Raw genomic sequence first — 10,547 nt, forward strand, 5'->3', positions numbered from 1 at the left:
AGCTGGGCGTGGTCGCCCGCGAAGTCACTTTGCTACCGCGCCACTGGGAGTGGTTGGGCCAGCAGCGTGGCGGTGCGTCGGCCGCGTTGCGGCGGTTGGTGGATGAAGCGCGCAATGCCCATGCCTGCCGTGATCAAATGCGCCAGGCCAAGGAGGCCAGCTATCGTTTCATGAGCGCCATCGGCGGTGACCTGCCGGGTTTCGAAGAAGCCTCGCGGGCGCTGTTTGCGCTGGACGCCGCAGACTTTTCCAATAAGATCGCGCTCTGGCCGGTGGACGTGCAGACGTACCTGGCCTGGCTGTCGCGCAACGCTTTTACTGCCTGATTATCATCCAGGGACCCGAATTACCATGGAAGTCACCCAACAACGCCCGCTGTGGCAGATCTACCTGATCTTCCTCGCACCGATGGTGCTGTCCAACTTTCTGCAGGGCTTTTCCGGCACGCTCAATGGCATCTATATCGGGCAAATGCTCGGTACCCAGGCGCTGGCGGCGGTGTCGGGGATGTTCCCCATCGTGTTTTTCTTTATCGCCCTGGTGATCGGCCTGGGGGCGGGGGCCTCGGTGTTGATCGGCCAGGCCTGGGGCGCCCGGGAAATCTCTATGGTCAAGGCGATCACCGGCGCCACCCTGACCCTTGGCGCGCTGGTGGGCCTGGTTGCGGCGGTGCTCGGCAGCCTGTTTGCGCGTCCGGCACTCCAGGCGCTGGGCACGCCGGGGGACGTGCTGGACGATGCGGTAGGCTATGCCCAGGTGATGATGCTGATCATGCCGCTGCTGCTGGTGTTTATCCTCTACACCCAGTTGCTGCGCGGTGTCAGTGACACGGTTTCGCCGTTGCTGGCGTTGATGGTCTCGACGTTCGTCGGCCTGCTGCTGACGCCGGCGCTGATCCGTGGCTGGATCGGCCTGCCGCCCATGGGTATTCAGAGTGCGGTGTATGCCGGCCTGGTGGGGAACGCAGCGGCCATGCTGTATCTGATCCTGCGCCTGCGGCATAAAAACCATGTGATGGCGCCGGACCGCGAATTGCTCGCGGCCTTGCGGTTGGACCGCGTGATTCTCGGCAAAGTCTTGCGTATTGGACTGCCTACCGGACTACAGATGGTGGTGCTGTCGCTGTCGGAGCTGGTCATCCTGGCCCTGGTCAACAGCCACGGATCCCAGGCCACGGCGGCCTATGGCGCGGTGACGCAGATCGTCAACTATGTGCAGTTTCCGGCGCTGTCGATTGCCATTACCGCATCGATCCTCGGCGCCCAGGCGATTGGTGCCGGGCGCCTGGAGCGTATCGGGCCGATCCTGCGCACCGGGCTGCTGATCAACACCTGCCTGACCGGCGGCCTGATCCTGCTCGGCTACCTGCTGTCGCACTGGTTGCTCGGCCTGTTCATCACCGACGACGCCGCGCGGATCAACGCCGAACACCTGCTGCATATCATGCTGTGGAGCATTCTGGTGTTCGGCTTCCAGGCCGTGATAGGCGGGATCATGCGCGCCAGCGGCGTCGTGCTGATGCCGGTGGCGATTTCGATCTTCTGTGTGCTCGGCGTGGAATTGCCGGTGGCTTACCTGCTCAATGCACAGTTCGGCCTGGAAGGGGTGTGGATGGCGTTTCCGCTGACGTACCTGGCGATGCTCGGTTTGCAGACCGCATATTACCGGCTGGTGTGGCGGCATAAACAGATCACACGGTTGGTGTGATAAAAGGTTGCGCAAATCAAGGAAAGAAGGCGTTTCAGTCATGGCAAATCCCTACGCCGAGTTGTTCCAGGCGCCCGGTGCGCGGGCTTTTGTATTGGCGGGCATGCTCGCGCGCATGCCCATCTCCATGACCGGTATCGGCGTGATTACCATGCTCTCGCAGGTGCATGGAGGCTACGGCCTGGCCGGCGCGGTGGCGGCAGTGTTCGCCCTGGCTACGGCATTTTGCGCGCCGCAGGTGTCACGGCTGGTCGACCGCTACAGCCAGGGTCGGGTGTTGCCGATCGCTGCGCTGCTTGGCGGTGGGGCGTTGTTGTTGCTGTTGCTGAGTACCCGTTTGCAGGCGCCGAACTGGGTGTTGTTTGTGTTCGCCGCGCTGGCCGGTTGCATGCCCAACATGTCGGCGATGGTGCGGGCACGCTGGACCGAGTTGTACCGGGGCCAGCCCAAGCTGCAGACCGCGTTTGCCCTGGAGTCGGTGCTCGACGAGGTGTGCTTTATCATCGGCCCGCCGATTTCGGTGGGGTTGAGCGTGGTGCTGTTTCCGGAGGCCGGGCCTTTGGTGGCGGCGTTGCTGTTGGCAGTCGGCGTCACTGCGTTCGTGATGCAACGCCAGAGCGAGCCGCCCGTGCATGAACGCCATGATCATCACGACCGCTGGCTGATCGCTTCGCCTTCGGTGTTGATCCTGATGATCCTGTTGCTGGCCATGGGGGTGATTGTCGGTGTGGTGGACGTGGTCAGCGTCGCTTTCGCCCAGCACCAGGGCCAACCGGCGGCGGCAAGTATTGTGCTGTCGGTGTATGCCATCGGCTCGTGTCTGGCCGGTTTGGCCTTTGGCATCCTCAAACTCAAAGCAGCGTTGCCTCGCCAGTTCCTGTGCTGCGGGGTGGCCACGGCGTTGACGACCTTGCCGTTGTTGCTGGTGACCAATATCCCCGGCCTCGCCGTGGCAATCTTCATCTCAGGGCTGTTCTTTGCCCCGACCCTGATCGTGTCCATGGCCCTGGTGGAGCGGATCGTGCCGCCGAGCCGCCTGACCGAAGGCATGACCTGGCTGATCACCGGCCTGAGCATCGGCGTGGCCATCGGTGCCGCCAGCTCCGGCTGGATGATCGACCACTTCGGCGCGGCCAGCGGGTTCTGGGTGGCACTGGCGGCGGGAGCGGTGGTGCTCGGCGCGGCCGTGTTGGGCAGTCGGCGGTTGGGCTAGTCAGCCAAGCGCCGGGGCAGGTTTGCACGGCTTCTCCGGCGTTTGCCCCAGGGCCTGGCAGGTGTTGATGTAGTCATCCACGGCCTCGCGAAACGCCGCGTCCAGCTCTGCGACGGTTTTCCCTTCGTAGCTCACCAGCGCCTTGATGAACAGGATTTTGCCGAACAGGCAGTTGTCGTCGAGGCTGGCTTCGATAGAGCCGATGTAGCCTTTGTGTTTGAGTGGGTTGTTCACTGAATCAGTTCTCCTGATTTCAATTGTTCGATGATCTGGCGCCGAATGTAGTGCTTCAGTTCGTTGCCGGGGTGCGGCTTGTGCAACGTGATCATTGCACTCGGGTCACCGATGTCGAACTTGACGCGGCTTCCAGCGCCTTCGATCTGTGTGTAGCCAAACCGACGCAACAGCGTGACGAGCTCGGGCCAGGTAAATGCCGTTTGCTCGTTGAGCAATTTGGCTAGCAGCTTCTCATTTTTTGGACACTGCGTTCCCAGCGCGCAACTAAATTTAGTTGCAAATTGTCGGGTTGCCCCTGGAAAAACGCCAACTGTTCCTGCAGGCGCTGATCACATGCTGATGGGCGGCGCGCAGCGAAGCTGGTTCGCACCGCGCCGGGCTTGCAGAGGGGGGGGCGCTCGATGGAGATGGACCCAGAGACCATGAAGCTCGCCCTGCGTATTACGTTTGCTGCGCAAGACGAAGCGCTGCAAGAGTTGTTCAAGCGGGTGCAGAAGCGGCCGTGGTATGCGCGGCATTTGAAGGTGAAGGCGCGGGAGGTTTAGGCATTTTTTGCTGGGGTTCAATGTTTATGATGTAAAACGGCGGCGGAGTGGTTCATCTCCTGGTCCCTGAGTGTTCGTTCGCTTATAAGTATTAGTGCTAGGGGCGTAGGGAAATGTCGAAATGGATTTATATAAAACACCATATTTCTACTGTTCTTTTATTATGTGTCTATAAAGTTAGGAAACATCTGACAGTCAAGTCGTTGTTCCGAGTTTAAGTCTTAAATATTCTTTGCAAGAAAGATAATCTGCGTGCTTTGTGGGAAATGTCTCTGATGTGCAATGGAAAGTTCCCGTCCGTGATTCAGGGGGTGGTAAAATCTGGCAGTGATACTTCATTCTAGTGAGCAAGGGGGCGCCATGTGCCATGTAGCACTTTGGTGTTCTGGAGTGGGAATTTAACTTCATTAAGTTCCCGTCTTACTTTTTCTCTGATGGCTGAACAGCGCTGTTGGAAAACTCACGGAATGAAGCGATGACGCTAAGCAGCTTTCAAAATGAAGTGCCAAAAGCCAGGGTTAATATCAAGCTCGATCTGCATACCGGCGGTGCGCAGAAAAAGGTTGAGTTGCCTTTGAAACTGATGGTGATGGGTGACTACAGTAACGGCAAGGAGCAGCGTCCGCTCTCCGAGCGCAGCAAGGTCGATATCAATAAAAACAACTTTGACAGCGTCCTGGGCGAGTTCTCGCCGGGTCTGAAGCTCGCCGTCAACAACACCTTGGACGACGATGCGTCCGACACCGCTGTCGAACTGAGTTTCCAGCGTATGAAGGACTTCGAGCCCGAACAGGTAGCACGGCAGATTCCGCAATTGCGTGCCTTATTGGCGATGCGCAACCTGTTGCGTGATCTCAAATCGAACCTGCTGGATAACGTGACCTTCCGCCATGAATTGGAACGCATCCTCAAAGATGACGCGCTCAGTGACGAACTGCGCGCTGAGTTGGCGGCCTTGGCGCCCGAAGAAGAACGTTAATTCATTGCGGTAGTTTAAAGGGAAGTTAAATCATGTCTTTAGAAAATTCCAACGTGCAATCGCGCGGCGCCACAGTGTTGTCTGAAGAATCTCGTGGTGTTTATGCTGCGCTGTTTAACAAAATCAATTTAAGTCCTGTTTCTGAGTTGGCAGGCATTGATATCTTTCAGAACTCGGACGCGCTGTCGGAGGTGTCCGCCGATGAGCGGATTACGGCGGCGGTTAGTGTGTTTTTAAACTTGCTTAAGCAAATGCCGCAAAAAATCGAGCGTTTGGATAAAGTCTTGCTGGATGAACATATCGCTTCGCTGGACAGGCAGATTGGCCGTCAGCTCGATGCAGTCATGCACCATCCGGACTTCCAGCGCGTCGAATCAACCTGGCGCGGTGTGAAGTCGCTGATTGATCAGACGGATTTCCGTCAGAACGTTCGAATAGAACTATTGGATGTCAGCAAGGACCACTTGGTACAAGACTTCGAGGATGCGCCAGAAATTGCCCAGAGTGGCTTGTACCTGCATACCTACACGCAGGAGTACGACACCCCGGGTGGCGAGCCGATTGCGGCGGCTATCTCAAACTACGAATTCGATCGTAGGCCTCAGGACATCGCGCTGCTGCGCAATATTTCCAAAGTCGCCGCCGCCGCCCACATGCCGTTCGTGGGGGCCGTCGGCCCAGCCTTCTTCGGCAAAGAGACGATGGAGGAGGTGGCCGCGATCAAAGACATCGGCAACTACTTTGATCGTGCCGAATACATCAAGTGGAAGTCATTCCGTGACAGTGATGATGCGCGTTACATCGGCCTGACCATGCCACGTGTCCTGGGGCGCTTGCCCTATGGGCCCGACACCGTTCCGGTGCGCAGTTTCAATTACATCGAGAGTGTCAAAGGGCCGGATCACAGCAAGTACCTGTGGACCAACGCATCGTTTGCCTTTGCCGCGAACATGGTCAAGAGCTTCATCACCAACGGTTGGTGCGTGCAGATTCGTGGGCCGCAATCGGGTGGTGCGGTCACTGAGCTGCCGATCCATTTGTATGACCTTGGCACCGGCAATCAGGTCAAGATCCCTTCCGAAGTGATGATTCCGGAAACCCGTGAGTTCGAGTTCGCCAACCTCGGGTTCATTCCGCTTTCGTACTACAAGAACCGCGACTATGCGTGTTTCTTCTCGGCCAACTCCGCGCAAAAGCCGGCGCTGTACGACACGGCCGATGCCACGGCGAACAGTCGAATCAACGCGCGCCTGCCTTACATTTTTCTGCTCTCACGCATTGCTCACTATCTGAAGCTGATCCAGCGCGAAAACATTGGCACCACCAAGGACCGGCGTTTGCTGGAACTGGAACTGAACAAGTGGATCGGCGGGCTGGTCACCGAGATGACTGATCCGGGCGATGACTTGCAGGCCTCACACCCGCTGCGGGATGCGAAGGTCACGGTGGAAGACATCGAGGACAACCCCGGTTTCTTCCGCGTCAAGTTGTATGCCGTGCCGCACTTTCAGGTCGAGGGTATGGACGTGAACTTGTCGCTGGTTTCGCAGATGCCCAAGGCCAAAGCCTGATTCAGTCGTAGGGAAACGATGCCATGAATATCGATCGCCCTCTGTGGGCCGCCGGGGCGTTGCTGTCGCCGCAGCAATTCCAGCAACAGGCACGCTGGGAGGCTTGGACCAACGAACAGCTCGCGCACTTGGCCCTGGCACACCCTTGGGGTGTCCAGGCGGTGGGGTTCGACCTCGACGCATTGCGGCTGGGTAAGCTCAAGGCGACTCAACTGCGTGTGCGCATGCCTGATGGCACCTGGATCGACACTGAGCAGGTGGACCGCCTGCCTGCCGCCTTGGAACTGGCGCAGGTGCTGGCTGACGACGATCAGGCCGTGTTATTGCACGTGGCCTTGCCCCTGGAGCAGGCCAATGGCAACAACTGCCTGTTCGAGGGCGGTCGGGCCGATCGACCGATGCGCTATCGCCAGTCTTGGCGCGAAGTACAAGACATTTATGCCGATGAGGTGCAGTCGATTGGCGTGCTGGAGCATGCGCTGAGCCTGCGTCTACAGCGCGACGACAATGCGGATTACATGACGTGCCCGGTCGCACGCCTGGTGCGCGACGGGCAGGGGGCCTGGAGCCTCGACCCGGCCTATGTGCCGCCGTTGCTGAGTTTCGCCGCGCACCCGGGGCTGCTGAACCAGTTGGACAACCTGTTGACGCAGTTGTCCGCCAAGCGGCAAAGGCTCATGGGGATGCGGCGGGAAAGCAACCAGCGCATGGCCGACTTTGCCGTTGCCGACGTGTCGCTGTTCTGGCTGCTCAATGCCTTGAATACCTATCAGCCGGTATTGGCCGATCTTCTGGAGTTCCCCGCACGCCATCCCGAGCAGGTCTACCAGCAGTTGATCAAGCTGGCCGGCAGCCTGCTCACGTTTTCGCTGGAACACGATGTAGACAAGATCCCCGCATACCGGCACACGGCGCTGGAAGCGGTGTTCCCGCCGCTGATGCACACCCTCTCCTTGTTGTTGGAGGCCAGTCTACCGTCGCGGGTCATTGCTCTGGTGCTGGAAGTGCAGGGGGCTAACCGTTGGCAGGTCACGCTGAATGACCCGCGCTTGCGCGAGCGTGAGGGGGCCGATTTCTATCTGTCGGTGCGCAGCCGGCTGCCGGCGGCGCAGGTGCAGGAGCAGTTCCCGCGCCTGTGCAAGATCGGTACGCCGGATGATGTCGATTATCTGATCAACGCGGCGCTCGACGGGGTGCCGTTGCAGTCCCTCAGCCATGTGCCGGCGGCGATTCCATTGCGTCTGGAAAATCAATACTTCGCGCTGGATCTGGGTCATTCCAAGGGGCAGGCGGTGCTGGACGAAGGGGTCTGCGCTTTCTACGTTCCAAGCAGCTTGGTCGACGTCAAACTGGAACTGTTTGCGGTGCTGCGCTCATGAAACCGACGTCTTCCAACGCACAAACTGCAGCGGCGGTGGATATTGACGCGCTGTTACAGGACACCTACCTGTTGGTGGTCGAGTTGCGTCAGGGCGCCTCGGTGCTACCTGGCCGGGAGCTGGGCGAACTTTGTGTCGAGCAGGTTGAGCAGGCTCGGCAGCGCCTTGAGCTGGCGGGCCTGAGTCCGCGCAGTATCGACCACATCAGTCATGCTCAATGCGCGCTGCTCGACGAAGCGGTGCTGACCTGCGCCGACGCCGATGCCCGTGCCGATTGGGCCAGCGCACCATTGCAGGCCAAGTTTTTCAATCGCCATCAGGCCGGTGAGTTCCTGTACGAGGCCATGCGTGACGTATTGAGCGAGCCCGCGCCTGACCGGCATGTGCTGACGGTATTTCAGCGCGTATTGATGTTGGGTTTTCGCGGGCGCTATCGTGATTTGAGCGACCCCGAACGCGAGCAATTGCTGGTGGCTCTCGACGCACAGGTGGCGCCGTTCAAGCTCAGTCAACACGTGCCGACGCAGGTGGGCGGTGGCGAACTGAGCGCGGGTTTTGGTTGGCTGCGTTCACCTTTGATTCATCTGCTGACAGTGGCCCTGTTGCTCGTTGCGACGTGGTGGGGATTGGATCATCTGTTGAGCGATGCGATTGCCTCGCTCTTGCCTGATCAGGGGTGAGTGCCAGATGACCTTCAATCTGCATCGCATCCTTTACCTGTGGGCGGGTGTCCTCGTGCTCGCGTTGCTGCTCATCATTCCGCTCGCGCTGTGGGTGCGTGTACTCGGCGTGTTGATCGCGGCGTGCTGTGTGGCGTGGGCCTGGGTATCACTGCGCCTGCGCGCCGAGCGGCAGCGTGGGTCGGTGAGGTTGGCCGAGGGCAATGTGCTGCCCGCTGCGGGGTTTCGTCATCCGGTGGTGCTGGTCTGCGGTGATGGCCTGGATGGGCTATTCGGCAGGGTTGCCGCCGAGCAGTTGGCCCTGCGCGTGACCGAACAAGGGTGCTACGTGCGCGTACCGAGCCTGGAGCAACTGCTGGTCGTCACTGATCAGGTTCTGGCCGTGCGTGCGGGTTGGGCCGGGCAACTGGGCGTGATGTTCAGCGTCAGCCCCGGCGCGCACAGTGATGGGGCCGTACTCGCCGGTCAGGTGCGCGCCTTCAGTCATCAGATGGCCTTGGCCCGCAAGCGCGGTGTTGCGCTGCCGCTGTTGCTGGTGAGCTACCTGCAAACCTTGCAGGACGAGGCGCCTTGGTTCTGTTGGGGCATCGGGCAGGCCGAGGTCCGTGTGTGTGAGGCGGGTGCTTGCGTCAGCCTGGATGACTGGCAACAGCAACCCGCTGACTCGCCCAGGCAGGCTGCCCGGATGCACGCAAGTGTTCAGTTGAACAGCACTGTGGCCTGGCTTCACGAAGCGGTATTGCCGCACCTTGTCACTCGCAACGCTTCGAGCCTGGCGGCGACCTGCGCAGTCACGTGTGTGTCGGCATTGCCGCATGCCGTGAAGGGGAACCTGTGGCGGCAATGGCTACGCAGCAAAGTGGCGCTGGCGGATCACAGAGAGACCGTGACGGATGCGGTGTTGCCGTTCCCGGACCCTTTGCTCAACCTGCTGCCGCTCGGCCCGCTGCGTTCCCCGGTGCAACGTGCAAGCGTTGTTGCGCTGTGGTTGTTCGCCGTGGCGGGGGTTGTCGCACTCGCCAGTTCGGCGTGGCAGAACGCCCTGTTGTTACGCCAAGTCAGCGATGACTTGCGACGTTATTCGGCTATCCCGCAACCGACCCAGCGTAACCAGCGCGAGTTTCTTTGGCGTGAAAATGCCGTGACCGTGCTGCGCCAGGACGGCCAACGACTGGACGCGTACTACCGGCACGGTGCGCCCCTGGCATTCGGCTTGGGCCTATATCGCCTGTGTGTTGGCCTGTGTGCCGACGCTGGTGCGGGCGTCGTTGCGTATGCCGGTGCATATCGCGCTGTCCTATGACGAAGAGGTGGGTTGCCTGGGGGTGCGTTCGTTGATCGAAAGGTTTCACGCGCAGCCGGTCAAGCCGTTGTTGTGTGTGATCGGCGAGCCCACCGAGCTCAAGCCGGTGCTGGGGCACAAAGGCAAATTGGCCGTGCGTTGCGACGTGCAGGGCGCGGCGTGTCATTCGGCTTATGCACCGTCAGGCGTCAACGCCATCGAATACGCGGCCTGCTTGATCCGAGAACTGGTGCGGCTCGGTGAGGAACTCAAGGCGCCGCAACTCCAGAACGCGGCGTTCGATCCGCCGTTTGCCACGGTGCAAACCGGCGTGATGAGCGGCGGCAAGGCGCTGAATATCGTCCCGCAGCAGTGCAGCTTTGATTTCGAAGTGCGCTCGCTGCCGACCCAGGACCCGTGGCAGGTGGCGCACCAGTTACGGTTGTATGCCGAGCAAACCCTGCTGCCGGCGATGCAGGCGGTGAGTGCGCAGTGCGCGATCGGCTTCAGTGAGTTGTCCAGCTATCCGGGGTTGGCGACTTCGTCGCAAAGCCAGGCGGCTGAGTGGGTCGCGCAGTTTTGCGGCTCGCAGGACTTCGGCACCGTCGCCTTCGGCAGCGAAGGCGGGCTGTTCGATCAGGCGGGGATTCCCACCGTGGTGTGCGGCCCGGGCAGCATGGAACAGGGGCACAAGGCGGATGAGTTCATCAGTCTGCAGCAACTGGATGCGTGTGATCGAATGCTGGAGCGGGTGGTGGAGTTTGTGCGTCAATAGCCTTCGCACTGACACTCGTGGTGAAGAAGGAACCGCAGTTGAACGAACACACATTGTCCATGCGCCTGGAGCGCGTAGCCGCGCATGTGCCGGCTGGGGCGCGGTTGGCGGATATCGGCTCCGACCATGGCTACCTGCCGGTGGCGTTGCTGCGTCGTGGCCTGATCGCGGCGGCGGTG

The 10,547-nt window shown here is 60.2% G+C and carries 10 protein-coding genes and 3 pseudogenes; 11 read left to right on the forward strand and 2 right to left on the reverse strand.

What is annotated here, in order from left to right; genetic code table 11:
• From L9Z73_RS17745 to L9Z73_RS17755, 3 genes are all read left to right on the forward strand, one after another.
• Positions 1–326 (forward strand): DUF2239 family protein (locus L9Z73_RS17745; protein ID WP_247403480.1); only part of this gene is annotated, 326 nt, incomplete at its 5' end.
• Positions 327–351: 25 nt separating this feature from the next.
• Positions 352–1,707, forward strand: a complete 1,356-nt coding sequence (locus L9Z73_RS17750; RefSeq protein WP_247403483.1) for an MATE family efflux transporter — start codon at positions 352–354, stop codon at positions 1,705–1,707.
• 40 nt (positions 1,708–1,747) lie between these two features.
• A complete protein-coding gene (locus L9Z73_RS17755; RefSeq protein WP_247403485.1) occupies positions 1,748–2,920 on the forward strand; it encodes an MFS transporter in 1,173 nt (390 codons plus the stop codon).
• Positions 2,921–2,941: 21 nt separating this feature from the next.
• Here L9Z73_RS17755 and L9Z73_RS17760 read toward each other — a convergent pair.
• Both L9Z73_RS17760 and L9Z73_RS17765 read right to left on the reverse strand, forming a co-directional pair.
• Positions 2,942–3,154, reverse strand: a pseudogene (locus L9Z73_RS17760) (type II toxin-antitoxin system HicB family antitoxin); the annotation flags it as partial.
• Entirely contained in the window at positions 3,151–3,414 is a 264-nt protein-coding gene (locus L9Z73_RS17765) for a type II toxin-antitoxin system HicA family toxin (RefSeq protein WP_247403501.1), read from the reverse strand. The gene L9Z73_RS17765 and the pseudogene L9Z73_RS17760, both read right to left, overlap by 4 nt.
• Positions 3,415–3,525: 111 nt before the next feature.
• Here L9Z73_RS17765 and L9Z73_RS17770 point away from each other — a divergent pair.
• The 8 genes and pseudogenes from L9Z73_RS17770 to L9Z73_RS17805 all read left to right on the forward strand — a co-directional run.
• Positions 3,526–3,702, forward strand: a pseudogene (locus tag L9Z73_RS17770) (PvdJ/PvdD/PvdP-like protein); the annotation flags it as partial.
• A 475-nt stretch (positions 3,703–4,177) separates the two neighbouring features.
• Complete coding sequence (gene tssB / locus L9Z73_RS17775) at positions 4,178–4,681, forward strand: type VI secretion system contractile sheath small subunit (RefSeq protein ID WP_247403488.1); 504 nt, start codon at positions 4,178–4,180, stop codon at positions 4,679–4,681.
• Between the two features lie 32 nt (positions 4,682–4,713).
• The gene (tssC, locus tag L9Z73_RS17780) at positions 4,714–6,252 is read left to right on the forward strand and encodes a type VI secretion system contractile sheath large subunit (protein WP_247403491.1); all 1,539 of its coding nucleotides are present in this window, start codon (positions 4,714–4,716) and stop codon (positions 6,250–6,252) included.
• A gap of 23 nt (positions 6,253–6,275) precedes the next feature.
• Positions 6,276–7,631, forward strand: a complete 1,356-nt coding sequence (gene tssK / locus L9Z73_RS17785; protein WP_247403493.1) for a type VI secretion system baseplate subunit TssK — start codon at positions 6,276–6,278, stop codon at positions 7,629–7,631.
• Entirely contained in the window at positions 7,628–8,311 is a 684-nt protein-coding gene (gene tssL / locus L9Z73_RS17790) for a type VI secretion system protein TssL, short form (RefSeq protein ID WP_247403497.1), read from the forward strand. The genes tssK and tssL overlap by 4 nt, the downstream gene beginning before the upstream one ends.
• Before the next feature lie 7 nt (positions 8,312–8,318).
• A complete protein-coding gene (locus tag L9Z73_RS17795) occupies positions 8,319–9,614 on the forward strand; it encodes an OmpA family protein (RefSeq protein ID WP_247403499.1) in 1,296 nt (431 codons plus the stop codon).
• Positions 9,532–10,368, forward strand: a pseudogene (locus L9Z73_RS17800) (M20/M25/M40 family metallo-hydrolase); the annotation flags it as partial. The gene L9Z73_RS17795 and the pseudogene L9Z73_RS17800, both read left to right, overlap by 83 nt.
• 38 nt (positions 10,369–10,406) lie before the next feature.
• Positions 10,407–10,547 (forward strand): SAM-dependent methyltransferase (locus L9Z73_RS17805; protein ID WP_247403502.1); only part of this gene is annotated, 141 nt, incomplete at its 3' end.

Origin of the sequence: Pseudomonas emilianonis (assembly GCF_023072625.1) — a bacterium.
GTDB lineage: Bacteria > Pseudomonadota > Gammaproteobacteria > Pseudomonadales > Pseudomonadaceae > Aquipseudomonas > Aquipseudomonas paraveronii.

Bases quoted from the DNA above. Each gene is read 5' to 3' on its own strand.
- tssL (WP_247403497.1), top strand. From the start codon at position 7,628: ATGAAACCGACGTCTTCCAACGCACAAACTGCAGCGGCGGTGGATATT.
- L9Z73_RS17795 (WP_247403499.1), top strand. From the start codon at position 8,319: ATGACCTTCAATCTGCATCGCATCCTTTACCTGTGGGCGGGTGTCCTC.
- L9Z73_RS17755 (WP_247403485.1), top strand. From the start codon at position 1,748: ATGGCAAATCCCTACGCCGAGTTGTTCCAGGCGCCCGGTGCGCGGGCT.
- tssB (WP_247403488.1), top strand. From the start codon at position 4,178: ATGACGCTAAGCAGCTTTCAAAATGAAGTGCCAAAAGCCAGGGTTAAT.
- L9Z73_RS17750 (WP_247403483.1), top strand. From the start codon at position 352: ATGGAAGTCACCCAACAACGCCCGCTGTGGCAGATCTACCTGATCTTC.
- tssC (WP_247403491.1), top strand. From the start codon at position 4,714: ATGTCTTTAGAAAATTCCAACGTGCAATCGCGCGGCGCCACAGTGTTG.
- tssK (WP_247403493.1), top strand. From the start codon at position 6,276: ATGAATATCGATCGCCCTCTGTGGGCCGCCGGGGCGTTGCTGTCGCCG.